Origin of the sequence: Pseudoalteromonas sp. PS5 (assembly GCF_004103255.1) — a bacterium.
Classification (GTDB): domain Bacteria; phylum Pseudomonadota; class Gammaproteobacteria; order Enterobacterales; family Alteromonadaceae; genus Pseudoalteromonas; species Pseudoalteromonas peptidolytica.
The window spans coordinates 1-26,322 of sequence record NZ_RCSQ01000089.1 but is presented as its reverse complement, the minus strand read 5'-3'; the positions used below and the strand labels follow the sequence as shown (position 1 = coordinate 26,322).

At 41.7% G+C, this 26,322-nt stretch carries 18 protein-coding genes; 11 read left to right on the top strand and 7 right to left on the bottom strand.

Features of this window, described 5'->3' with window-relative positions; translation table 11 throughout:
- Positions 1 to 70 precede the first annotated feature (70 nt).
- Positions 71 to 322 (top strand): hypothetical protein, encoded by a 252-nt coding sequence (locus D9603_RS12590; protein WP_128731578.1) that lies wholly within the window; start codon positions 71 to 73, stop codon positions 320 to 322.
- A 684-nt stretch (positions 323 to 1,006) separates the two neighbouring features.
- On the opposite strand, the gene D9603_RS12585 is transcribed toward D9603_RS12590, so the two are convergent.
- From D9603_RS12585 to coaBC, 4 genes are all read right to left on the bottom strand, one after another.
- Complete coding sequence (locus tag D9603_RS12585) at positions 1,007 to 3,919, bottom strand: TonB-dependent receptor (RefSeq protein WP_128731577.1); 2,913 nt, start codon at positions 3,917 to 3,919, stop codon at positions 1,007 to 1,009.
- Between the two features lie 301 nt (positions 3,920 to 4,220).
- Entirely contained in the window at positions 4,221 to 6,989 is a 2,769-nt protein-coding gene (locus D9603_RS12580; RefSeq protein ID WP_128731576.1) for a prolyl oligopeptidase family serine peptidase, read from the bottom strand.
- 98 nt (positions 6,990 to 7,087) lie between these two features.
- Positions 7,088 to 7,675 (bottom strand): nucleoid occlusion factor SlmA, encoded by a 588-nt coding sequence (gene slmA, locus D9603_RS12575; RefSeq protein ID WP_125251128.1) that lies wholly within the window; start codon positions 7,673 to 7,675, stop codon positions 7,088 to 7,090.
- A gap of 155 nt (positions 7,676 to 7,830) precedes the next feature.
- A complete protein-coding gene (gene coaBC, locus D9603_RS12570; protein ID WP_128731599.1) occupies positions 7,831 to 9,027 on the bottom strand; it encodes a bifunctional phosphopantothenoylcysteine decarboxylase/phosphopantothenate--cysteine ligase CoaBC in 1,197 nt (398 codons plus the stop codon).
- Positions 9,028 to 9,271: 244 nt separating this feature from the next.
- Between coaBC and radC the strand changes: the two genes are divergently transcribed.
- From radC to rpmG, 3 genes are all read left to right on the top strand, one after another.
- The gene (gene radC / locus D9603_RS12565; protein WP_125251127.1) at positions 9,272 to 9,946 is read left to right on the top strand and encodes a DNA repair protein RadC; all 675 of its coding nucleotides are present in this window, start codon (positions 9,272 to 9,274) and stop codon (positions 9,944 to 9,946) included.
- Positions 9,947 to 10,379: 433 nt separating this feature from the next.
- Positions 10,380 to 10,616, top strand: coding sequence for a 50S ribosomal protein L28 (gene rpmB, locus D9603_RS12560; protein ID WP_099643122.1), 237 nt, complete (start codon positions 10,380 to 10,382; stop codon positions 10,614 to 10,616).
- A 12-nt stretch (positions 10,617 to 10,628) separates the two neighbouring features.
- Positions 10,629 to 10,784 (top strand): 50S ribosomal protein L33, encoded by a 156-nt coding sequence (gene rpmG, locus D9603_RS12555; RefSeq protein WP_010364212.1) that lies wholly within the window; start codon positions 10,629 to 10,631, stop codon positions 10,782 to 10,784.
- A gap of 133 nt (positions 10,785 to 10,917) precedes the next feature.
- On the opposite strand, the gene D9603_RS12550 is transcribed toward rpmG, so the two are convergent.
- Positions 10,918 to 12,894, bottom strand: coding sequence for a winged helix-turn-helix domain-containing protein (locus D9603_RS12550; RefSeq protein ID WP_128731575.1), 1,977 nt, complete (start codon positions 12,892 to 12,894; stop codon positions 10,918 to 10,920).
- A 134-nt stretch (positions 12,895 to 13,028) separates the two neighbouring features.
- Between D9603_RS12550 and D9603_RS12545 the strand changes: the two genes are divergently transcribed.
- Positions 13,029 to 14,855, top strand: coding sequence for an alpha/beta hydrolase (locus D9603_RS12545; protein WP_128731574.1), 1,827 nt, complete (start codon positions 13,029 to 13,031; stop codon positions 14,853 to 14,855).
- Positions 14,856 to 15,301: 446 nt separating this feature from the next.
- Here the strand turns inward: D9603_RS12545 and D9603_RS12540 are convergent, their stop codons facing one another.
- Positions 15,302 to 17,362, bottom strand: a complete 2,061-nt coding sequence (locus tag D9603_RS12540) for an alpha/beta fold hydrolase (protein ID WP_128731573.1) — start codon at positions 17,360 to 17,362, stop codon at positions 15,302 to 15,304.
- A 136-nt stretch (positions 17,363 to 17,498) separates the two neighbouring features.
- Here D9603_RS12540 and D9603_RS12535 point away from each other — a divergent pair, with 136 nt between their 5' ends.
- Both D9603_RS12535 and D9603_RS12530 read left to right on the top strand, forming a co-directional pair.
- Entirely contained in the window at positions 17,499 to 18,014 is a 516-nt protein-coding gene (locus D9603_RS12535; RefSeq protein WP_128731572.1) for a hypothetical protein, read from the top strand.
- A gap of 2 nt (positions 18,015 to 18,016) precedes the next feature.
- Positions 18,017 to 18,220: a helix-turn-helix transcriptional regulator gene (locus D9603_RS12530; protein WP_128726032.1), complete on the top strand. Its 204-nt coding sequence runs from the start codon at positions 18,017 to 18,019 to the stop codon at positions 18,218 to 18,220.
- 156 nt (positions 18,221 to 18,376) lie between these two features.
- Here the strand turns inward: D9603_RS12530 and gorA are convergent, their stop codons facing one another.
- A complete protein-coding gene (gene gorA, locus D9603_RS12525) occupies positions 18,377 to 19,735 on the bottom strand; it encodes a glutathione-disulfide reductase (RefSeq protein ID WP_128731571.1) in 1,359 nt (452 codons plus the stop codon).
- 177 nt (positions 19,736 to 19,912) lie between these two features.
- Here gorA and prlC point away from each other — a divergent pair, with 177 nt between their 5' ends.
- The 4 genes from prlC to D9603_RS12505 all read left to right on the top strand — a co-directional run bounded on the left by prlC (position 19,913) and on the right by D9603_RS12505 (position 26,140).
- Positions 19,913 to 21,952 carry an oligopeptidase A gene (prlC, locus tag D9603_RS12520; RefSeq protein ID WP_128731570.1) on the top strand — a complete coding sequence of 680 codons (2,040 nt, stop codon included), beginning with the start codon at positions 19,913 to 19,915 and terminating at the stop codon, positions 21,950 to 21,952.
- Between the two features lie 124 nt (positions 21,953 to 22,076).
- Complete coding sequence (locus tag D9603_RS12515; RefSeq protein WP_128731569.1) at positions 22,077 to 23,228, top strand: response regulator; 1,152 nt, start codon at positions 22,077 to 22,079, stop codon at positions 23,226 to 23,228.
- 77 nt (positions 23,229 to 23,305) lie between these two features.
- On the top strand, positions 23,306 to 24,061 hold the full coding sequence (locus tag D9603_RS12510; RefSeq protein WP_128731598.1) for a class I SAM-dependent methyltransferase: 756 nt from the start codon (positions 23,306 to 23,308) through the stop codon (positions 24,059 to 24,061).
- A 159-nt stretch (positions 24,062 to 24,220) separates the two neighbouring features.
- Positions 24,221 to 26,140: a methyl-accepting chemotaxis protein gene (locus D9603_RS12505; protein WP_128731568.1), complete on the top strand. Its 1,920-nt coding sequence runs from the start codon at positions 24,221 to 24,223 to the stop codon at positions 26,138 to 26,140.
- Positions 26,141 to 26,322 lie beyond the last annotated feature (182 nt).

Below are 26,322 nucleotides of genomic sequence, written 5' to 3'. Positions count from 1 at the left end.
ACTAAAGTTTGAACACTTCGTTCTGAAGTGTACTTAGGTACTTTATATAATTAATAATAAAGGATTTGCTATGAAAATCGCAGGAATTTGTGTGGTTCTATTGGGACTTCTGTCGGGTTGTAGCTCGACAACCGAGTCAGCAAAAAATAATAATGAGGGCAAGATAGCTAAGAATCAAGAAGATCTATACTGTAAGCAAGATATCATCACTGGTAGTAAATTTACAAAGCGAAGATGCCGTACAAAAGATCAGGTTGAATCTGAACAACGTGCTGCAAAAGACATGCTTAACCGACAGCAAAATACTGTTGGCAAACAATAATTTTTGTTTTTAGGTGAGCAATTGTTTTAGTTGAGTGAGCCGTTGCTCACTGTACAGAAAGCTTCTCTGATAGGGGAACCATTTCCCTGTCTCTCCAATTTTAATTACGCGTTTGCTTTACTTAGTTTGGGTAGGCAAATTTATGCAAGAGATATTGCTCCAGGAGTCGTCATCACTTTACTCCAACTTACTTCCTTTATTTAATTGTGCTTACCATACCTGAACGTTAATGATACAGGGTATTGCTGTGTGTTCAGTATCTTGTGTTTTAACAGCTGTTACTCCTTACTACAGCGTTAAATTCGTTTGCAACAGAGCAGCTATTGACATACAAGTTTTCCTTTTATTTAGAAATAACATTTGGATAGATCGACATTACACTTTTGAACATGGATATTTTAGTTGACTAACTAACTTTTGTTTCGGGTTCCGGTTAGTTAATATGAAGGATTAAACCCGATGCTAGCTACGATAAAAATTATCTTAGAACAACCCAAAACTTTGGCGATAGTAGCAGGCAGAAGCGTAGCTAGCAGAAAAGGGCAAGATGAAAGGTGGAGATTTAACAAATATTTGTTCACGAGGGAGTATAATTAAAAAGTGATGAGAGTGATCTTAAAGTCAAAAGCCCCCACAAGTTATTAACTTATGGGGGGAGTTATGCTAAATCTTTCGAATTCTAGACTATAGTCTAAATGTGAAACCTGCGAAGATATAGCGGCCCAAAGAATCATAGAAACCAGGGTAAATGTTACCATTTGCTGGACCTGAAGGACCATTTGGTACTAGTGGAGCAGTATTATCAAAGACATTATTCACACCACCTCGGAATTGCAGGTTATCAGATGCATTCCAAGTCACTGCAATATCAAGGTAGTCACGTGCAGTCAATGGTACTGGTCCATCGATTACTTGACCCTCGTCATTTCGTGCAAACTCCTTCACTTCACTTACATAACGATAGGTTGCTGTTATGTTTGCGTCCCAAGGAGTGACCCAAGTTGTTGAGAAGTTTGTTTTAAAGTCAGGAACAGGGTACTCACATACCGCTCTATCCCAGCGACCAGCACAGTCGTCAATATCACCACCCGGTAAGTTTTGTGTTGCAAATTTATCTAGCCATGTACCGATTAGCTTAAAGCGTAAAAGACCCATGTCATCAGGTAGGCTATAACGATAAGAAGCATCGAAATCAATACCGCTTGTTTCTACACTACCAATGTTGGTATCAATCGCTGTGATCGAGTCCTGGCTTAACCATAAAGAGCCAGTCGGACCACGGTTGATAAGTGCACAGAACTGATCGTTACCATTAATCGCACACTGGTTGAAGATTGTTGCTTCAGGGATTTCTTGAATTGCATTTTCAACAGTAATGTCGAAGTAGTCAATAGCAATGTCTAAGCCTTCAATAGCGTCAGGGGATAGTAGAATACCGAATGAAACAGTGTCTGACTTTTCTGGTTCTAGATCTGGGTTACCACCAGTGATACTGTTGTATTGACCTGCAGGGCTGATAAGTGCGTTTGAACCATATTTAGATGGGTCAAGACCTGTTCTTGCACATTGCTCAACCGTTAAAGTTGGGTTGTCACCACCACATGGATCTTCCCAGTTAAACAAACCTAAGCCAGCAGATCTGAATAGATCACGCACGTTGCCTGCACGTACAGCACGCTGAAAGCTTGTTCTCAAACCAAGTTGATCATTAACACGAATATCAAACGCACCTTTATAGGTATTAGTCGTTTTGTCCGTTGAATAATCAGAGTAGCGATAAGCTAACTCTAGTGTAATATAATCAGCAAATTCAGAGTCTTCAACTAATGGCACGTTGAGCTCCGTAAAGAATTCATTGACGTCAAACTCACCACTTACGCCAAGAACAGGACCACCTTGACCCGCACCATCACCTGATTCGAAGCCTTGATCTGGATTAAAATCTAGCGATTCTTTTCTGTGCTCAAGACCAAATACTACGCCCACACCAGTAGAAGTACCTGGTACTACAACACCATAATCTGTAAGATCACCGGTAACATAGCCGCTAATTTGTTTTGTTCTGGTGTCACCGCGAGCAAATAAAGGTATCGTTAGGTAATCTATTTGTTCTTGCGTGATTTTCGATGGATCAAATATGTTCCATGGAATACAAGTTGGATCGCTACCATCTACAACTGACTTACATACCACATTACCATCGTCATCAGTTGTAGCTTGCAATGAACGAATGATTCGGGTAGTCGACATGTCGTTTTGGTAAGTTTGACTATATGACACGTTACCGAAATTCATATATGCATCATAAATCCAATTGTCATCGATTTCACCGCGAATACCTAGTACAAAACGAGTTGAGGTATGGCGAATATCGTCTTGACGAGGTCCACCTTCAACATTTCGTTTACCGATAAAGGCACCCTCAACAATACCATTTGTTGCGACACCATCAGGCCCACAAAGTGTGTTTCTTTGTGAAGCTGAAAGTAGCGGGTTATCACAGCTAATATCAACTTCATTCAGGAATGAACCTGAAGGAGCAATTTGTGCTACAGTGCGGTTATCCATGTAGTTAAATTCAGCATAAAAGGTATGGCTGTCATTAAAGTCATAATGACCTAGCAAGCCAAATGTTTTACGTTTGTCTGGACGTTGGAAGTAGTTAAGAGGGCCAAAGTTATAAACCGTGCCATCAGTAGGAACGAAGTCAGTGCCAGATACTTTGTAGTCGTAAGTGTCAAAATCGGTAATACGGCCTTCTGGAATTGTTCCTGACCCCCCGCAAATGCGAGTACCTGTGGCGTTTATGTTCATAGCACAAGCACTGTAATCACGATTGTCTTGCGTTACTTCTTCGATATCACGCCAAGTTGCATAACCTGTGATGTTTGCACGACCATCTGCAGAGTTAGCACCAAAAGTTAAAGAGATATCATGAGTATCACCGTCCCATTGACTACCATCAGGTACTGGGAAGCCTCTTTCATTCAGCGCTCGTTGCATGTCTTTGTGGTCGTTATCATGTTGATAAACACTACCTTGATATTCAACTTGGAAGCCTTCAAAGTCATCTCTCATGATAAAGTTTACAACACCAGCAACAGCATCAGAACCGTATGTTGCTGACGAACCACCAGTAAGAACATCAACACGTTCTACCAATGCTGCTGGGATCTGGTTAAGATCAGCACCGATACCTCCTGCGACAGGAGAGCCAGAAGGCAAACGACGTCCATTAACTAGTACCAATGTACGCTCTGTGCCTAAGTTACGTAGATTCACTGTGGCGGTACCTGTAGCTCCATTTGCTTGCCCTGAAGTTTGGTCAGCAAAGATTGCGGGCATATCGTTGAGTAGATCTTCTACTCTCGTAATACCTGCAACTTTAATGTCTTCGGCTGTAACACTTGTGACAGGGCTAGCACCAGTCATAGCTGCTCGCTTGATACGAGTACCAGTAACCTCTATGCGTTCTACACTATCAGTAGCGTCGACGTCTGCTTCTTCAGCGTGCGCAGTACCTGATATGCCAGCAGTCAGCGTTGAACAAGCAAGCAAAGACAGCCTGATTGTTGCTGATAAGTTAGAAAGTTTCATCTTATTTCCTTATTTCTTTATTTCTTTATTTCTTTATTTCTTTATTTATTTATTTATTTTTTAGCAGAGTAGGAAAATGTACCTGCAACATAGAACTTACATTGCATCTATGTAAAGTTCAATGATTCGTTTATAAAACCGTCAAATGTAATGATGATATGGGCTTTTGTATATGAAATCAGATGAAGGCAAGTTGAAATAAAGCATTTTTAAACAAAAACTGTATAAAGAGGTAGGTCGGTGTTGCCAAAAAAAAGGACACCGAAATGGTGTCCTTGATGGTTAATACCAGAAGTGCCGATTACTCTTCAGTGATAAATGCCTCACCTGAGGTTATCCACTTGGCTGGTGGCATCCCCTTTAGGTGGTAGTCAAAATATTCTTTCATACGAATTGAAAAATCGACTTGGTTAGGGAACTGTTTTAGGTGGTGCGGCTCACCTTCGTATTGTAAGAAAATAGCGTCTTTATCATGTCTTCTTAATGCTAAATAGTATTGAATACCTTCTTGCCAAGGTACTGCGCCATCTTTATCGCCAAACATGATGAGAATAGGCGTATTTACTTTATCTGCAAAAAACACCGGAGAGTTTTCGATATATAAATCGGGTGCTTCCGTCAGTGTTTTACCAATACGGCTTTGCCCTGATTCATACTGAAATTGTCTCGCAAGGCCTGACTTCAAGCGAATACCACTGTATGCAGAGGTCATGTTTGAAACCGGTGCACCAGAGACAACCGCTTTAAACATATCCGTCTGGGTGATCATAAATGCACTTTGGTAGCCCGCCCAAGAGTGACCTTGCAAGCCAATTTTTTCAGGATCCGCAACACCCATATCTATCAGCGCTTGAGCTGCATTGATCATGGTTTGTGTAGATGACGGACCTGGATGACCCACCTCAAAACGAATATCCGGTAAGAATATCGCATAGCCATTTGAAGTGAACATCGGGAAGTTTGGCCTGTGATTTAGCTCCATTTTTGGGAAGTCATACATACGCTGACTCATATAACGATAGAAATAAATGACCACAGGCACTTTATCACCAGCTTTATAGTTGGCAGGTTTGATTAGTACACCTTGTAGTGCTTCGCCGTTATAGCCCTTGTATTGCACAAGCTCAGGCTTTTGACCCCAAGCAAAAGTTTGCTGTTGTGGATTCAAGTTAGTGATCTTGGTAGGCTGAGCGAACTGGCCATTTGTGACCCAGTAATCAGGAAATTCATGATAGGACTGCCTAGTTACTAAGTAAGTGTCAGCGTCTTTAGATTTCTTGACTACACGATGTTTTGATTCACCTGTTAACACATGCTGCAACTGGCCGTCTTTTAGTGCAAGTGTGGCGATATGTGTTTGCTTATTTTCGAGGTTATGTGCCCGCAAAACCATGGTGTCATCAGCCTTAAAGCCAAGGCTGTCTTTAGGCTTATATTCAATGCGGTATTGGGTTTTTGTTTTGTAACCATCAGTTAAGCGTGTCGCATTAAATGTGCTGGTATCAAATGCCCAAATGTCATATTTACTGTAAGCGTAAAGTATGGAGCCATCAAGCTGCCAACCAGCAAAACCATAGCCAGAGTTTGGTCCGGGGTAATCGTGCTTGTCATCAACAAATATCGCCTCTTTTACCGCTTGGCTAATGGCTGTGCGCTTTTGAGTGGAGAGTGCTGTTAACCACAGTTGCTCGCCGTCAAAATATGCAGCATGTTTACCCGTTGGTGAAAGGCTTGGACGATTGGCACTTTCTTTTACGATGAGCTGGGCATGTCCAGAATTGACGTTTACAGCGTAATAATCTTGATAAAAGCCTTTATACATGATTTGTTTTAGATAAGGCTCATCATTACTACCTAATACAAAGTTTGCATTGCTACGTAATGTAATGCTTGGCACCTGTTGGTTTTCAAGTTGGACTATGCGCTGGCCATTAATATGAAACACCGCTTGGTAGTGTTGATCGCGGCGCCTTTCATTCCATGTTTTTATTTCTCTGGGCTTTATCTCAAGATCAGCGTTATGCCAAACTTTTAAACCTTTTTGCTCACGGATTGTGTCGTAATCATAAAGTGAGCGCTCATCTTCGTATTTAGCTGCTGGTACTTTTGCCTCCAAAACCGGGCGGTTTTCAAAAAAGAGACGAGTACTATCTTCTGACCATTCTAATTTTGCAGTCTTACCTGAAAACCAGCCGCTGGGGTTAGTGATGTCAGTCAGCTTATTGTCTACAGGAGACCATAGTTTTAGCTGGTAGTCGCGGCGGCGCTTATCATCGTTAACATAGTTACCTAAATAAAATGCAACTCGCTCGGCATTTGGCTGCCAAGCAATATCACCTAAGGTTACACCGGGCTCATCTATCAAGCTGGTAAGTTGAAGGTTTTGTAAATCAACAAATGCGACGCGGTTTTTTCCGCCATCTTCGCTATGTTGGCTGACAAGGATACCGCGGCTGTCTGGTGCTAAATCATAAGCTGCTATGTTGTCGTAACGAGTACTCTTGTTGGTTGTGAGGTCGGTGACAACTAAGGTAAGTGCTTGGTCTTTCTTATCTGCTGTGATTTTCAGATCGCTTGAGGCTTTTTCGTCTTTGGCTGCTGACTCTACTTGCTTAGCACTCTTTTTATCTTCCCGATATACCAGCCATAACCCATCATCTGATAATTGGTAATCCTTTACATCAGCAAAGGTGTGCTGCGCTTTAGTGTGTGTATTGACTAACACTAAGTTATTTTTTAGCGCTTTTTTTTCTTTTTTACTGGCAGTTTCTTTAGCGAGTAAAGTGGGAACCTGAGTAAAGCCAACCCATTGTGCATTTTTATTAATGACAGGGTTTATGCCGCGTGGCACGGTAGCGATTAAGGTATGATTTTGTAATGCGTACACTTGCCCTTCGCTATCGCCACGGTAGGGCTTAGCGCTCAAGCCAAGGTAATTTCCTTGCTCGGACATGACGGTGCCATGAGGGTAACGAAAATCAAAAACGTCTTTAAATTCAAGACTGGGCTTTGCTGCAAAACTGCTAGCACTGATGAGTGCTGCGCTTAGCAAGGATAGTTTTAAAGTCATAAGATGAGCATTTTAGTTAATTATTTATTGTATTTTTATCACTTTTATCTGTGAAACTAAAATGCTCTGCGGTGTGAGGTGGCTATTAAGCGACTAAATCACAGCCAAATTTTCTCTAGTTCAACCCATTGTTTATCAAACTGTGCTGTTGGCTTTGCTTTAAAGTCACTGCGCACAAATTGGTTCATTTTGCCTTCAACAAATGCCAAAAAGAAGTTCGCAAGGACACTTTCCTCACTTGTAAACGCCTTGCCTTCACGAAGCTTGCGCTCTCTTAATACTTGTTTGAATTGTGTTTCTAACTTTTCAAATAAGCTTTGCACGCGCTCACGCAAACGCTCTTGTTCACCTTGCAAAGCGTCACCTGTTAGGATCCGCGTGATCCCCGGGTTTTTTTCGGCGAAAGTAAGTAGTAACGTCAGAATATTGTAAATGCGGCTACGCGTTTCTTTTTCATTTTCTAAAATTAAATTGATACGCGATAGTAAAGTATCTTCGATAAATTCAATTAAGCCCTCAAACATTCGCGCTTTACTCGGAAAGTGGCGATATAGTGCAGCTTCAGATACACCGACCTCGGTGGCCAGCTTAGCGGTGGTGATACGTTGCCCCGGACTGGTTTCCAGCATCTGTGCGAGAGATTGAAGTATTTGCTCTTTGCGATTACTGCGTTTTGTCGCTGGCATGAAATTTCCCTTATTTTTCTAATTGTTATGTTTTTTGTCGGGTTTATTAAGCACAGAGAGTAATGCACAGCCATGTAAACCCCGACTCGTTTACACGCTATCGAGGTATCATGTTAATGTTTTATTCAGTTTCTTTCCAGTTTTTTACATGAAGGTTATTTTATCTTTTCAGCAATGGCTTGCATGACAGTGAGTGCTAACTCTTTTTTGCTAGATTGGGGAAGCTCTATTCGTTCTTTTTTCCAATAAAGGGTCAGCGCATTGTTATCAGAATTGAAGCCAACATTACTATTCGATACATCATTGGCACAAATCATATCTAACCCCTTATTGATTAATTTGCCTTGTGCATATTGTGCAACATTTTGTGTTTCCGCGGCAAAGCCGACGGTATAAGGGCGCGATGTGGGTAAGGCTGCAACGCTGGCAATAATGTCTGGATTTTTGGTGAGGGTAAGCGTGATCTCATCACCTTGCTTTTTGATTTTCTGACTTGCAACGGATGCGGCGCGGTAGTCTGCCACCGCGGCACAGCCGATAAAAATGTCAGATTGTGGAGCATACTCCAGTGCAGATTGGTGCATTTGCGCTGCACTTTCAACGTTAATGCGTTTACAACCACCTGGAGTGGGTAGTGAAACTGGCCCTGCTATTAGGTTGACTTTGGCACCCAGTGCATGTGCAGCCTCGGCAAGGCTAAAGCCCATTTTTCCAGAGCTATGATTGGTGATGAAGCGTACAGGGTCTAGTGCTTCACGTGTTGGACCGGCAGTTATCGTTACTGTTTTTCCTGCTAAAACTTGTGGTAAAGGAGTAAGTGCATTAAGGCAAAGCTGGACTAATTCGTGTGGTTCAAGCATACGACCAGCACCAACATCTCCACACGCTTGCTCGCCTTTCCCAGGCCCCCACACGTTTACATTGCGTGATGCGAGCGTGCTTAGGTTTGCTTGCGTGGAGAGGTGAGCATACATTTGTTGGTTCATAGCAGGTGCAATAGCAACTGGCGCAGGGGTGGCTAGTAACAAGGTCGTTAGTAAGTCATCCGCTATTCCGCCAGCCATTTTCGCTATCATGTTAGCAGTTGCTGGTGCGACTAAAACAAGATCTGCCCACTTCGCAAATTCAATGTGACCCATCGATGCTTCAGCTTGTGGATCAAGCAAAGAGTCAGACACTATTTCTCCAGATACCGCTTGCATGGTCAATGGAGTGATAAAATGTTTTGCTGATTCAGTCATCACTACTTTGACATCCACGTGCTGCTCTTTTAAGCGTCGCACAAGTGCTGCGCATTTATAAGCAGCGATACCGCCACTGATCCCAAGTAAGAGACGTTTATTTCTTTGCATGTGAGTTTTATACATTGATGGGGTTCATAGCGTTAAGATAACACAGTCTGTATTTGCTTTTGAATAATCGAGCACGGCAGCTAAGCTTAGTTTACACAAATTAGCTTTATACTTGTTCAATTGGAGGAGAAGTAATCGAATACAAACAAGTTCAAAGAGGCTACAAGGGAGGTTGTAATTAATTAGCCGCAGTTTAGGTTAATTGAGTAAATTGCTAGGAAATCTACTAGATAAGGGACATATCATGCAAATATCCGCTTTACCAAAGTCGGCTAGACCGAGAGAAAAACTGATTAAATATGGCGCACAAGCGCTCAGTGATGCTGAGCTGTTGGCTATCTTCTTGCGCACCGGTATTCAAGGATTGAACGCTATTGAGTTGGCTGAGTCCTTATTAGAACAACAGCAAACACTACAATGTCTATTTAACGCATCGTTGGAAGAGTTTTCTGCGTTAAAAGGGTTAGGTGTTGCAAAATATACCCAGTTACAAGCCGTGTTAGAGTTGAGTCGTCGCTATTTGAGAGAAGAATGTCAACGAGATACGGTGTTTCACAATCCCAGCGCGGTGCGCGAATACTTAACTGCTCAGCTGCGAGGACTTGGGCATGAAGTCTTTATGGTGCTTTATCTAGATAATCAGAATCGTTTAATAAAAGATGAAGTATTATTTCATGGCACAATAAATAGCGCATCGGTGTATCCAAGGGAGGTTGTTAAAGCTGCGCTTAAGCATCATGCCGCATCGGTTATTTTTGCCCACAACCACCCATCAGGAGTGGCTGAACCAAGCGAGGCCGACAAACTTATTACCAACAAGCTGCAAAAAGGTCTGGGGCTAGTTGATATCAATGTGCTGGATCACTTAATTGTTGCAGGCAATCATTGTATTTCTTTTGCTGAACGAGGGCTTGTTTAGGCATGATATGACTTTGTTGTTGCGGGCATAAAATTTCAGGGGTTTTAGTGTTGTTTGGACTTTGCTCCTCAACTTTAACGCAGATGTTGTAGAAATAAGTACAAAGTGGATGGCTAAGAGTGAAAATCAAACAACAAAAATAAATAGCTAGAAATGAGGAAAATAAGAATTTTGCTCGTTAAATCAGCATATTTGTATAAATTTTATAAATTAGTTCAATTTAAATGCAGTTTTTACTTTCCTCAAGGGCTTCGGATCATTATAATTGGCCGCTATCAAATTTACCCATGAGCTGATTTCAGTAGGATCAGATCCTTGATCTCTGCCTGTAGATACTGTATAAAGAGCGCCCTTTGATTTTACCTAGGGCACGCAGTTAAAAGGCCTTTAAGGGAAAATTAAGCTCGAGCGAAGTTATTGGAGATACATAGACATGTCTAAAGTCTGTCAAGTTACAGGTAAGCGCCCAGTGGTTGGTAACCACCGTTCGCACGCGCGCAACGCTACTAAGCGTCGCTTCCTACCTAACCTACAAACACACCGTTTTTGGGTTGAAAGCGAAAAGCGTTTCGTTTCTCTACGCACTACTACTAAAGGTATGCGTATTATCGATAAAAAAGGCATCGACGCGGTACTAGCAGATATCCGTGCTCGCGGCGAAAAAATTTAAGGAGCTTAAATCATGCGTGATAAGATCCGTTTAGTTTCTACAGCTGGTACTGGTTATTTCTACACTACCGACAAGAACAAGCGTAACATGCCTGAAAAAATGGAGATCAAAAAGTTCGACCCTAAGGTTCGTAAACACGTGATCTTCAAAGAAGCGAAAATCAAGTAATTCGTTTCAAGAATCAATAAAAACCCAGCCACGGCTGGGTTTTTTGTTTTCAGCCAAACAATCCTTTGTTTAGTTGTTTAGTTGTTTAGTTGTTTAGTTGTTTAGTTGTTTAGTTGTTTAGTTGTTTAGTTGTTTAGTTGTTTAGTGATAGCCGCCAAAGCTCGCCGCTGGGCTGGTTTAGCTGTGCAAAAACAATATCCCCATTTGCTAACACATCAAATTGACCAATAAAGCTTGATGGCAGCGCTAGGTATTGTTTTTCTTGATGTGTGTTGAGATCAAACTGCCAAATATGGTTATCTTTTTCATAGTATAATGCGTTGCCTCTTGGCCGCCAGTTTAACCAATTTCTAATCGCCACATCAGGAACAATAAGAGACTCTAGGCCTTCCTGTAGCTGCCAAATACCTGGTTGGCTAAACTTGGTGAAATAAATAGCATCACCATGTGCATAACCACTGTATCCTCCCTTTGTGGTGAGCTGTTGGTGTTTGTCTGTATTTAAGTTGACTGACCATAATTGCCAACTACCTGAGCGTTCACTGCTGTAGATTATCTCATCATCATGTTTGCCATAGTTAGCAACATAAGCTTTTAATTCGTCACTGATAACTTCAGTTACATGCTGTGATTTGGTATCAAATTGATAAATTGCATCTCGATACTCAAACAGAACTTTTGAAGCATCATGATTAAGTGTAAAGCGTTGAAAATTAAAAGCATGTGGCAGTGGCGTAGCGACATTTGTTTGTGTGCTCGTATCGACAGACCATAAAGCTGAATCAGCACCATGATCAGAGATGTACCATACTTGTTGTGAGTGGTTTGCACGGGGCAGGCGGTTAAGTGCTTGGTTATTAACGACAGGCGTTATGGTGTTTTCTGATATATCAAAGAGTTTAACTACACTCGTGAGCTTATATTGATTAAACAGCAGAGTATTATTGCTATTTAACAGAGTAATACTCTCTATAGGGGCTGTGAGTTTGTGTACCAATGTCACCGCTTTATTACCAACATTAGCACTGTAGATACTATTTGCATCAGTAAAGTACACTAATTTGCCATCAGCTGACCATGTTATCGATGACAAATGGTGAGGGAGCGCAATAGTTTGCTCAATAGTCATCTCTGGATAGCGATAAATCGTTAATCGGTGTTTATCTTCACCAAGGTACGTTGCAACACTAAGTTTGTCCTTTGCTTGAGACAAACTAAAAAGGTGGTCGCCTTTCAGGTTTCCTGTTGCTGGAGGGAGTGTAAGCTGGGTATGCCTAAGAGTGTTGAGGTCAAAGCGGTAAAGTCCATAGCCACTGTGTATGTTAGTGCGCTTACGATAGATAAGCTCTTGATGGTTTCTACCCCAACTGAGTTTTATATTTTCTATTACTTGGCAGGGGAATAGTGTCTGTGTTTTTTGTGCTGTTATATCTAGTTGTTTAACTGAACAGTTTTGTTCATCATCAATATAGGCAATGTATTTTGCATCTTGGCTCAGTGTTTGCGCTCTCAAATTACCACTCAATAACTGAATGTTTGTGCCATTGCGGTTGAGCCAAAGCTCCGAGTATGGTGGAGAAATTGGATGCAGATAGCTAAAGCTCTTTGACAATGGTGCGCCACTTAATTGTAATTCAATACCATTTTGACTAGTCAACTTGTGTGGAACGAGAGGCGAGACGTTTGGTTGTGCTTGAAAAAAGTAAGCTACGAATAGCGCTATACAAATACTAAATATGAATGTAGCCGCTATTAACGTAATATTTTTGTGGCTCGAAACCGTAGGAGTTACATCTTTGTGTAACTGCGTAACCGCAGGTACGAGCCGATATCCAAGTGTTGGAATGGTTTCAATATATTCATTTTGTCCATCTAACTTATTGATATGTTGACGTAATGTAGAGACCGCTTTATTTACGGCGCTTTCTGTAACAATACGCCCCAGCCATACTTTTTCTATTAATGTATCGCGGGAGACAACATCACCACCGCCTTCAATTAAGGTGAGTAGTAATGAATAAGGTTTAGGCTCAAGCCTGATAGTACTCGTGCTATTTGTCAGCGTACGATTAACAGTATCAAACTGAATTGCTGCAAACTCATAGCGCATCTCTTTTTATCCCTTTGATTTTATTATTTATATTTTATGGTAATGAATTCGTCATGACGATTTCATATTAAATCGTCGCGCTTTATCCCGTGGTAGTTAGAGTACAGGAAAACGATAAAATAGGAATGACCAACATGACAAGTAACCTTTTTTTACCGCGGGTGTTAAGCCTTACGCTAGCTGCATTACTTGTTGGATGTGGCGGTAGCAATCACATTAATGATGAAGCGCCAGTGAGTAATGGTAATGATTCAAAGATGGTTGGTGGTTTTGAACAACATGAAGTAAATGAGCGTTTCTACTATATGAAGCCAGTAGAAAACACCAATAAAGCGTATAAGTTACTATTTGCTTTTCACGGCTCTGGAGGGAACAGTCAAGGTATGGCTGCGATGACCAAGCTGCATGAACAAAGTGATGACTACTTAGTGGTTTATCCAAAATCAAAAAATGAAGAGTGGAATGAAGGCTGCCGTTGTAATAAAGCAGATCGCTTAGGTGTGGATGACCTTGGTTTTGTAGATGACATGATTGCTGAACTTAAAGCCAAATATCAACTAATTGATGGCGAAATTTATGCTACTGGTTTTTCTCAAGGCGGGCTCTTTGTACAAAACTTATTATGTAATCGCTCTGAGGTCTTTAATGCAATCGTGACTGTTGGAGCACCCATGTCATATCAGCTAGGTGATAGCTGTAGTTTTGATACACCTACACATTATCGTATTATGCATGGCAAGGCGGATACAGTGTTGCCATACACCGGCAGAAGTCATGCTAATTTTGGTCTACTCTCATCACCACAAGCGATCAAGATCATAGGTAACTTGAACTATGAGTCAGCACTTTCTACAGATAAAAAAGTAGAGCAAGGCGTCACGTTAACTTATTATCCAAACCGTGCTATTCAAACAGAGCTTATCAGTGTTGATGGAGCTGGTCACAGCTGGAACCTTTCTCCAATAAACACAACTCAATCAATCATGGAGTTTTTTGAAAAGGCTAGTAAGCATCCGCTTCCGCAAGGTTCTGACCTTATTGCTATTAATGAAGACTACTACCATGTGCGGAATGTAACACCGCAAACAGACAAGCCAACCGTGGTGATGCTGTCAGGAGCCAATTTACATTTTCATAGTGATAGCGCATGGTTTGCACTGCTACAACCTTATTTATCAACACAGTTTAATGTGTATGTGATTGATAGGCTTGGGCAAGGGCTTAGTAGTAACACCAGCGCACCGTCAATGCAAAAGTTTGCAACAGATCTTCCAGTGCTATTTGAGAAGCTTGATTTGAGCAATGTGCATTTGGTGAGTTTTGCTAATAGCAACTCTGTACCGCTTATTGCTATGCAACAGTCGGAAGACTTCAAACAAAAGATTGCCAGTATGTTGTGGATGGATCCGGACATTTTATTACCGCACTCAATTGCACAGTATCAGGGTTACCCTGTTGATATTTATCGCGAGTGGGGTCAGCATTTGATAGACCACGTGAGTGCAGGAAAGTGGCAGGAAAAAATGAATGGCAAAATAGCTGAGGAGCAGGCGCATGTAGAGTCTTTGCTGGAAGAAAGTGAGTTTGCCCAGCATATGGATTGGGATTACTTCAATCAAATCATGCAAACACGTTATAGTATTGAGGCTCAACTTATCCGAGTAAATGAAATGATGAACTATCATGACGATCTGGAGTTAGTGAGAAACTGGCAACCAGATAGCAGTATTCCAATTACCGTGATCGATAGTGAGTTTGAACAGTTAGATATTGAAAAAGCAGAAACAGAAGAAGCCAGAGCGGGTTTGATTAAGTGGGAAGCCGAAGGTCGAAAGTGGTCTCAAGAAGTCGCGGAAATAAGCGGAGGACAGTATTTGCCAATAACCTCTACAGAGCACCTGATCCCGCTCACTCACCCTGAGCTTATTACGCAAGCACTGATCGAGCTGTCTAACCGATAACATCTGACATAGCGCCCAGCGCTAATCCTTACTAGTTGACGTTCATCGTCACTTCCCCCCAAGCCCAAATATCCTTATTTGGGCTTTTTTAGTTGAGTGCGTACGAAATAGTGCTGACGATTAAATAGTGTCATTTTTGATTGCTTATAATATAAAAAGGACTGGTTCATTATAGCCCCCAGTCTAGATTGTAAGCTTTTATATAGTTATCCGTGCATTACTTCAAGAGACACTAATCTTATGTAACTTGAACTCGGGGTCATAAGTGAGTTAATCAACCAAATTACCTAATAAGCTCAACAGGTGTAATATCACACTAGCCAAAAGTTGTTTTTTAATACCAGGCAACTTGTGCGTCAATAGCTGGTCTATTACAAAAAAATTTAAGGCAGTAGTGAGGGATAACAGCTGCAAGAAAACAAGTTATTATCCCGAGTTCATGGTATTTAGAGGGTGCTAACATCTACCGTCAATGTGGCTAGATGGTTGACTAAATCAGGATCATCGCTATCAGACTTTGTTCCACCTAAATGTTTTGCGAAAAAGCGTTCCATGGCGATGATAGAAGCCAGTTTATTGTTGTGTTGAATAAAACCATGCCCTTCATTTTTCGCTAAGATGTATTCAACAGGTAATTGAGCGTTGAATAATGCTTTAGCAATTAATTCAGACTGTTCCTGTGGCACTCTTGGATCATTTGCTCCTTGAATTAACATAATTGGCGCTTTAATGTTGTCGATAAAGTTGATGGGAGAGCGTGCAGCCATGTCCTTTCTATCAGCCTCAATTGCCGGATCACCAATCGCAGCGTAGAAGTTGCCTAAATATGGTCTATATGCCTCAGGGAATGACGCCATAAATACATTAAGATCAGAAGGCCCTACATATGAAATAACGGCTTTATATAAATCTGGTGTAAACGTCGCTCCCGCTAATGCAGCAAAGCCACCATACGACCCTCCCATAATACCAACACGATTTTTATCTGTGATGCCTTGAGCAATAAGATAATGCACGCCATCAGTAATATCTTGCTGCATTGAACCTATGCCCCACTGTTTGTTACCCGCGCTAGTAAAATGTTTACCAAACCCTGTTGAGCCCCTGAAATTAGGCTGTAGAACGGCATAACCTCTGTTGGCAAAGTAATGTGCAATAGGAACAAAGTAACCACTGCTAAATTCCCATTTATCTCTAACCCAAGGGCCACCATGTGGCAATACAATTGTGGGAAGTGTGGTGTTAGCATATTTAGGCAATGTTAAATATGCTTGGATTTTTGTGCCATCTGTTGCGGTATAGTTTATTGACTGTCTTGTACCTAGCTGCTCAGGGTCAAACGAAGGTTCTGGATTTAGCAGGCCAATAAGCTGATCAGTATTTGGGTTAAATACAAATTGTTCGTCTGGCTTATTGGCATACTTTGCGGTGATATGCCAATGTCCAGTTTTACCTTCTATTTGTTCAACGTGTATGTCTGCGTCTGCTCCGAAATGTGAAGTAATACGAGATAGTATAGATGCTGCACTTTCAGTGAGCGGGTAGTTTCTTAGTCTCGAATCATAATATGCCGCGATAAGAGGTTGCCCATCATCTTGTAAAATAACATGGTATAAATCTGAGTTATTGAGCGGATCACGATGTTGCGTGTGTAATATATTTGTACCGAGATCAAGCTCAATAAGTTCTTGCTTATCTCGCCCTTGGATGCTGCCTGACAGTACTGCGGTATGCTTTGGTTCGTTATAGCCAATAACTTCAACTTGTTCACCAGGTTGTGTGCGCAAAACCTGTTGCCATGATTGCTCTTCTTTTTTGTATAAAGTCATAGAACTATCATTGTTTAAAACGACACCCACCATAATTTCTCCAGCGCGATTTAATATCGCCTTGCTAAACTTCAGCTCATTGGGATCGATCAGCGTCATAGTGTGGGTTTTTGTGTCTAGCTGGTACAGGCTGTATGTATCACTTTGTAGCAGGTTTGCAAATACAGCCAGCTTGTTTGAATTATCGTGGAGCTGTTTTGCAAGAATGTAATTTACATCTTCTTTGTTCGTTAGGTTTGTAATTATTATACTATTTTTAAGATTATTAGGATTGAACTGAAGCGTGAAGATTTGTTTGTTTTCATTGCCCTCGTGATCTTTGCTAAATATGATCTCATTCGTATGGTGAGACCATACGAAATTATCTACAGAATCTGTTAGGTTGGTGATTGGTTTAGCATCAGAGAGATCCCCCCCTTTGCGTACTAGATGAATATTATTCGCACCATTGTGCGGTTGAAGAAATGCAATCCATTCACCATCAGGTGATAGCGATACACTTTCCATTGTTTGCTCACTAAATAGATCTTTTAACGCGATTAACTGAGTTTGCGTTTGAGCAACGGTATGTATGGTTTTTTGTGTAAATGAACCAACTTGACAACCACTTAGGGATAGCCCTGCAAGGACAAGTGAGCTGATAATTGTCGTTTTTACTTTTATTAAATTGTATTTCATATTGGCTACTCCATTTTTTCTAAAATTATCATTACATGATTTTTAATTATTGTAAAACAATAATTCATTGTTGTTTTTTGATGTTTTTTTTCTGTGTGGTATAGTACGCCCTGAGCATGAGAAATGAGGAGCTGACATGTCTATCACTTTGGATATGATTCAAAGAAGAAGTAAATTTATCCGCGTGGGAGTACTATCTACTACAGCGATAGTACTGATATTTCTGGCCTACGAGTTGGTATTCAATCATCGTGTCAGTTACTATGACAATGCTCTGTTTGATGAGTTATGGCAGTCTGATAAGGTTAATAATGTTGCTCTGTTTCTAGCTACGACTCCAATATTGTTCCTTGCATTGGCGGGGGTCCATTTCATTACTCGATTGCTAAAGTATTTTGAGCAAGGACACTTTTTTACTCGAGAGTGTTTGTCTTGCTTTATCTATTTCATCATTACTGAAGTGTTGTCGATATTTTTCGTCAGTGCACTGAGCGTTATCTTTGCATACTGGCATGATGCTTATTTTGAGCACACAACCCTTGTCCTGTCATTACAATTTGGTGAGTTGGTTACGCTTAGTATTTTAGCGACGGTTGCTTATCTGCTGCGCGCAGCGCAAGAGATCAGTGATGAAAACAAGGAGTTTATTTAGCGATGGAAATTGTTGTGAACTTAGATGTGGTCATGGCCATGAGAAAGGTCTCATCCAAAGAGCTGGCAAAAGAAATCGGCATCACAGAAGCGAACTTATCGCTGTTAAAGCGCGGTAAAGTCAAAGGCGTTAGGTTTGAAACACTGGCCCAAATTTGCAATTATTTGGACTGCCAACCGGGCGATATTCTAGAGTTTAAACCTTAATCTGTTTATGTGTTTGCATTCGCTGTTTTGAATACCGACATGCTAAGTGTATCTATCTAAATGGGTAAATAAATAAGAGACCCAGTTTAAACAAAAAAACGCGAGTTACTGGTTAACTCGCGTTGATTATTTAGCCTTAATGATTAAATTATGCGGTTACCTCATGGTCACAAACTCCTCGGAGCCGGTTGGGTGTATCGCGACTACCGAGTCAAAGTCTGCTTTGGTTGCGCCCATTTTCATGGCAACGGCGAAGCCTTGGATCATTTCATCTACCGCAAAACCGATACCATGCAGGCCAACAATTTTCTCTTCTTTACCCGCACAAACAAGTTTCATACGACATGGCTGGCGATGCTGAGTAACCGCTGTGTACATTGCAGCAAAGGTAGAGGTATAAACCTTGATATTGTCTTTGCCGTATTTCTCTTCGGCTTCTAGCTCGGTTAGACCAATGGTACCAATTGGCGGGTGGCTAAAGACGACGGTAGGGACTAAGTCGTAGTCCATTTTGGCATTTGGCAATTCAGGATTAAATAGGCGCTCAGCGAGCATTCTTCCCGCTTTTACGGCAACAGGAGTCAGCTCTATTCCACCATCCATAATGTCGCCTAAGGCATAAATACCTTTAGCTGTGGTGTTTTGCCACTCATCAACTTTAATATGGCCACTAGGTGTTGTTTCTACATCTGTTGCGGCAAGATTGATAAGATCAGTCATGGGCTCACGACCAATCGCCCAGATCAGTGTGTCTACGGTATATGATTCACCATTTTCAAGGTGTAAGGTGACTGAGCCATCTTCTTCTTTGGTGACAGATTTTGGTGTTGCGTGGGTATGTAGTGTAGGCCCTTCTTTTTCCATTACCTCAGTTAATGTTTCAACTAAGATGGGATCAAAGTTACGCAGTGGAGCGTGCTTACGAACAAATAAGTGTGTTTCAGTGCCTAAGCTATGTAATACACCAGCAAGCTCTACTGCAATATAACCTGCGCCAACAACCGCAACGCGACGAGGCTGCTCTTTAAGCTCAAAAAAACCATTAGAATCGATGCCATGCTCAGCACCTGGAATATTTGGAATGGTTGGGCGGCCGCCTACGGTGATATTGATATGGTCAGCAGTATATTGCTCGCCGTTGACTTCAATAGTGCGGTTATCGACGAATTTAGCAAAGCCATTGATCACGGTAACGCCATTTTTGGCAAGGTAGTTGTTATAACCTTGGTGGATCCGACCAATGTAGGCTTCTCGGCTTTCGACAAGTTTTGCCCAATCAAAATTCTTTAGTTCAACATCAAAACCATAATCTGGAGCGTATAACTTAATTGCTTCTGCAACTTGAGCACCATGCCACATCGCTTTTTTTGGTACACAGCCCACGTTTACGCAAGTGCCGCCTAAATGTTTTGCCTCTATTAGTGCAACTTTAGCACCTCGCATCGCTGCTCTGTTTGCAGATGCTATTCCGCCGCTACCACCGCCTATTGCGATATAGTCAAAATGTTGAGCCATAAAAATTCCTCGCCAATTATTTATTTTGCTTAAATCCTACTACTTTATATTAAGTAAATAGAAAAAGTGCACAACTGTAGACCGATATTAAGCAAAAATCTGTTCAGATACTTGTAAATGCGGCCTAACACCCTTATTTCAACCTTAATATTAGATTAGAAGATAAAGAGCGTGCCCATGAGTAACCCATTAATCGGGCTAGAAGGATTGCCCCCTTTTTCGAAAATTAAGCCTGAGCACATTGTTGAAGCATTAAAGGCTGCAATTGCGCATTGCCGTGAGACCATTGATGTTATCTTAACGCAGCAAAACATCACTTGGGATAACTTTGTTGTACCTTTAGAAGAGGCTGACGATAAACTCAATCGCGTGTGGTCGCCAATTTCACATATGCACTCGGTGGTTAATTCAGAAGCGCTACGTAAAGCCTATGATGAATGCTTGCCTTTAATTTCTGAATATTCAACCTATGCAGGACAGCACCAAGGGCTATATAAAGCCTATGCGGCATTAAAAGAGTCTGAGGAGTTTGAGCGCCTGACTACAGCGCAGAAGACAACCATAGATAATGCCCTGCGCGATTTCCAGTTATCAGGTATTGCATTGGGGTCACAACAACAAAAACGTTATGGTGAAATTGTTGCGCGGTTGTCAGAGTTGGCTTCAAAATTTGGAAATAATGTCATGGATGCAACCCAAGCATGGTATAAGCAAGTGACAGACAAGGCGCTGTTAACTGGGTTGCCTGAGTCCGCACTTGCGCTTGCAGCACATACTGGCGAAGCAAAAGGATTGGAAGGTTGGGTATTTACCTTAGACATTCCTTCTTATTTGCCAATAATGACATATGCAGATAACCAAGCGCTTCGTGAAGAAGCTTATCGTGCGTTTGTAACACGCGCCTCGGATCAAGGGCCAAATGCTGGCGAGTTTGATAACTCAGCGATTATGCACGAGGCGTTAACGCTTCGACATGAACTTGCTCAATTGCTTGGCTTTGCTAACTTTGCAGAAAAGTCACTGGCGACAAAAATGGCAGATAGTCCAGCTCAAGTATTTGAATTTTTGAATGACTTGGCTGTCAAATCAAAACCTCAGGCAGAGCAAGATGTTGCCGAATTACGCCATTTCGTTCACCAAGAGTATGGCATTAGTGAATTACAGCCATGGGATTATGCGTACTATAGCGAAAAGTTAAAACAAGCGAAGTACGCCATTTCTGATGAAGCATTACGACCGTACTTCCCTGAAGCAAAAGTGCTTTCAGGGCTATTTGAGACGGTTAACCGACTGTTTGGTATTCGCGTAACGGAAGTTGAAGGCGTTGATGTTTATCATCCGGACGTACGTTTTTTTGAAATATACGATGCCCAAGATCAACTACGTGGTCAGTTTTACCTAGATCTCTATGCCAGAGAGCATAAGCGTGGTGGAGCGTGGATGGATGACTGCATGGGTCGTAAGCGACGTGCAAACGGTGAATTACAGATCCCTGTTGCTTATTTGGTATGTAACTTTAATAAAGCGGTGGGTGATAAACCTGCACTATTTACCCACAATGAAGTCACGACTTTATTCCATGAGTTTGGTCATGGTATTCACCACATGCTAACCCAGATAGATACGGCACCAGTAGCAGGTATTAATGGTGTGGCATGGGATGCGGTTGAGTTACCTAGTCAGTTTTTAGAAAACTGGTGTTATGAGGAAGAGGCGCTAAACTTTATTTCAGGTCATTATGATACGGGTGAGCCATTACCAAAAGAGATGCTTGATAAGTTATTGGCAGCTAAACACTTTCAGTCTGCTATGCAGATGTTACGTCAATTAGAGTTCTCATTGTTTGACTTTCATATTCACGCAGACTTCGAGCCAAACAAGCGATGTCAGATCCAAGCTACTCTTGATGCTGTGCGTGCGCGAACGGCAGTGGTAAAAGCGCCAGACTTTAACCGCTTCCAGCATAGCTTTAGCCATATTTTCGCTGGTGGTTATAGCGCAGGTTACTATTCATATAAGTGGGCTGAAGTACTCTCTGCGGATGCGTTTTCTAAATTCGAAGAAGAAGGTATTTTTAACCCCAGCACTGGCCGTGAGTTTATGCAGCACATATTGGAAAAAGGGGGTTCTGAATCCCCTATGGTGTTGTTTACTCGTTTTCGAGGTCGGGCACCTACTGTCGATGCACTGCTGCGTCACAGTGGTATTGCAGCGTAACAATATTTCCATTCTAGGCGCCTTCATTTGAAGGCGTTTTTTTGCAATCAAAGTAAGACATTTGGCTAGCAAATTCACTATCTCTGACTATTCTATAAAGATATGAATTAATAGGGAAAGCCACATGACTAAACTGGTTCTTGCCATTGACGATGATAAATTGGTCCACCACATCGTGGATGAAGCATTATCACGTACCTGCAAAATTTTACATGCTAAAAATGGTGAGGAAGGCTTACGACTGGCAAATAAATACCGCCCGGACATTATTTTGTTAGATGTTGAAATGCCTGGAATATCAGGGTTTGAAGTCTGTGAACAGCTCAAAAAGCAAAGTGAAACCGCAGATATTCCAGTGATGTTTTTATCTTCGAGAGCAGATATATCTGAGCGGATGCGTGGTTATAATGCAGGGGCTGCGGACTATATCGTCAAGCCTTTTAATGCAGAAGAATTACTCGCCCGTATTAATGTCCTTGATGACTACAGAAAAACGTCTTCAAAATTAAAGCAGGATGTGCAACGAGCTCAAACAACTGCTGAAATTGCCATGACAGACTCAGGCGACATGGGGCGCATTATGCGTTATGTTGGCCAGTCTTATCATGCCCATGATTTGAGCACCCTAAGCAGCTATTTCTTAGAGTTTTTTATTCCCATGGAACTGGATGTTGCAGTCGCTTTTTGGTACCGCCAAAGCGCTACGTTTTACTCCAGCGAAGGAGTGATCCAACCAATAGAACAAGAACTGTTTGAAAAGCATAAAAATGGCAGTCGGTTTGTCGATTTTGGCCGTCGAACAATTATAAATTATCCAAAAGTTTCTCTGTTAATCAAAAATATGCCGGTCGATGACGCTGGGGTGTATGGCCGTTACAAAGATCTCTTTCCTCATATTTTGGAAGCGACAGATGCCAAAATAAAAGATATGGAGGTGAGTGAAGATGCGCTCACGAAAGTCGAGCATATTGGTCAAGTATTTGCCGAGTTGAGCGATCACCTTAGCGGCGTGGGTAATCACTACAGTGGTAAAGTGGCTGAGTTTCAATCATTGATTCAAAGTGAACAGCTCTCGGTTTTACAGCCACAGGAACACGAGCGCTTACAAGAGCTTTATAAACACTTTACCTACCTAAGCGATGAACTCACCATTATCAAGTATAAGTTGGGTGAAGTTACTGAAATGCGCCAACAGCTTATTGAAAGCCTAAATAAAATTGCGAAACCCTGGGATGAAGGGGAGGTTGCATCGCAGGTAGATATTGAATTGTTTTGAACGCTTGTGGGATATTCAAAGACAGTATTGTGGGAAAAGCGTATACTGCTCGGGTTGATAACCCTTGGGAGTTAAGCTTGTATATTCATACCCCATTCGAAGAGAACAGACCCTACCTAGATACGCTTACAAAGCTATTTGACCTTCCAACTCTTGGTATGGATGAGTCAACGTTTCAACTGCATTATGATGAATTAGGCTTACAGCTGGTAAAAAAAGATGAGCCCAAGCTTGGTGCTATCCGCGTTGATTTTGTTACCGGCGCTGTTGCACATAGGCGTAAATTTGGTGGTGGCAAAGGGCAGGCTATTGCTAAAGCTGTAGGGTTGAATAAAGGTGTAGTCCCAACTGTACTAGACGCAACCGCAGGGCTTGGGCGTGATGCCTTTGTACTGGCTTCAATGGGTTGTAAGGTAGTACTACATGAACGAAACCCCATAGTTGCGGCGCTACTATATGATGGATTGCAACGTGCCTATCAGGATGGCGAAATTGGCGAGTGGGTGCAAGCGAGTATGAAGTTAGAGTTTGGCTCTAGCCATGCGCTATTGGAGCAGGCTGATTGGCGCCCTGATGTAGTATATCTTGATCCCATGTTTCCACACCGTGACAAGTCGGCACAGGTAAAAAAAGAAATGCGAGTGTTTCAAGACTTGGTCGGTAACGATCTTGATGCTGATGCGTTACTACCATTCGCGTTGCAATTAGCAAGCAAGCGAGTTGTAGTTAAACGGCCTGATTATGCTGGCTTTTTAGATAATAAAACACCAAGTATGCAGATTAAGACTAAAAAAAATCGCTTTGATGTTTATGTTAACGCAGCAATGAAATAATCATAAAATAGTTTGTTTTTTAATCAGCGGGTGTCTGGATGGATATACGTAAAAAGTATGGTTTTGCGTATTTGTACACAAAATGGTTCCAGATTTAATCAAGTTGTCATAAATCCTTAATACTCTTGCAGGGCATGTTTATAGAGGGGTTGTGATTATATGCGCGTATCTACTTTTACTCGGTTGCTAGCAATACTGTTGACGACTGCGAGTATTTTACTTGGCGCTAGCCTATTGTGGGCAAGCAAAGTACTAACCGAACTTGATGTTCAAGGTGCGGCATATAATCAGGTTAAAAACACCGTGATTATTGAGCTTGAAGGGACGATAGAGGATTACTTGAGCGCGGGTGATAGCCAGTATTTAAGTAAGGCTGATGCGCAAATCAATACACTCCAACAAGATGTCAATAACCTACCTGAAGCGCTAAGTGCGCAGATAAGGCAAAAGTTACAGCAATTACAGCAAGACATCTCTGAAAAATACCGGGCACTTGGCAAGCTATCCGGCAACGAGCTAGCACTATTAGATAACGCCTTAAGGCAGATGTCAGGCTCGGCATCCAGCCTGGTAAAATATGCGATTAAAGCGCAAGAAAGCGACCTAAAAGCGGCCTACTTTGAACTTGCCTCTGATTACTTTAGTGAAGTCTCCAATCTCAGTCTATATACCTATCAGTTAGTGATGTCTTATGAGCCGCAAACAGAGCAGAGTTTAATGGCAAGTCTACGTCGACTAACAGATATTGCACAGCAAATTGAGAAACTTGAAAATTTAGGCGTGATGAGTGAGGTAGATGAAGACGAGTTATTTTTGGGGGCCGAAGCCGAAGACCTAGCACTTGAAATTAAAGCTGAGCTTGTAAGTTGGCCAAAACGTTATGGCCGAGATCTTAACAACACACTACAGCAATCTAAAGAGCGTCAAGCAGGTATGTTGGCATTACGTGGCGATATTAAATCAATCTCAGAAAATATCTTACAAGCTGAGGCGCAGCTGATTGCTGATCAGGCTGCGGTAAAAGCCAACGTATTTATGCTATTTGGTGGTGCAATTGGTTTACTCGTGATACTGGCAGGTACTGTATACCTTGTTCAATTTAAACAAGTCCTTACACCATTAAGGCAACTACGAGATGGCTTTGCGCAACTGATAGAGAGTAATGAACTCAGTAATATTAAAAGTAAGAATCAAGATACTGAAATTGGCGAAATAGCGAGCTACTTCAACCAATTAATCGATAGACAGCGAGCAGAGGCTGATGAACGTTCAGCAATGCTTGGCGTTATTAATACTTTTATGGAAGAAATGAATACCAACTTGGCAAAAATATCGACTCAAGCAGGAGGGACTTTTGAGCAAGTGGAGAAAAATCAAGCGCAACTCGATTCGGTGAGGCAATTAGGTGCAGAGGCCAATCACATTAATGCACAAGTTGCTGATAACGCAAATAATACATTTGAGGCGATGACGCAAAGCGTGGCTTATGCTGAATCGATGCTGAGTGCGTCATCGACTACACAAAAGCGCGTTGAACAAGGCTTAGAAAGTTTGAATGAGTTGCTAACTGGCGTGTCTGATGTCAGTAAAGTCATTGATATGATTAGCTCAATTGCAGAACAAACCAACTTGCTAGCGCTTAATGCTGCTATTGAATCTGCTCGTGCAGGAGAGCATGGACGTGGATTTGCGGTAGTTGCGGATGAAGTGCGCAAGCTTGCTCAGCAAACACAAGCTTCGTTAACGGATATTCATCAGCAACTCAACGCCCTTAGCGATAACTCGAATAAAGTTTCTACCCAAATTTCAGCATTGGCCGATGAGGCACAGCAACAAACTAACCATGCTCAAGAATTAAAGCGAAATTCAGAAGGTGTGGCGCACAGTGCACAAAGTGCCAATCAGGTGGCTGCACATGCGATGGAGCTTGCTAACCAACAATCTGATTTATTAGACACTTTCGGTAAGGCTATGGATAACATGAAAGGCCAAGTTAATAGCTCTCATCAGCAAGTACAGCAAATCCAACAAAGCCTAAAAGAAAAGATGCAGGAAATTCGCAGTACCTTAGGGTTGTAACAGGTAGATTGTGCTAACTCATTGTTGTTAAAGCAGAGCTTGATTTTTTACCTTGTCTAGCCAGAAGTGATCTCTTGATACAAGGCAAGTCTGTGTATCAATAACTGGCTATTGGAAGTGAATTCAACGCAGTTAGCGCTAAAACTGGCTGCTAGAAAGGTATTATACCAATTGACTTAATA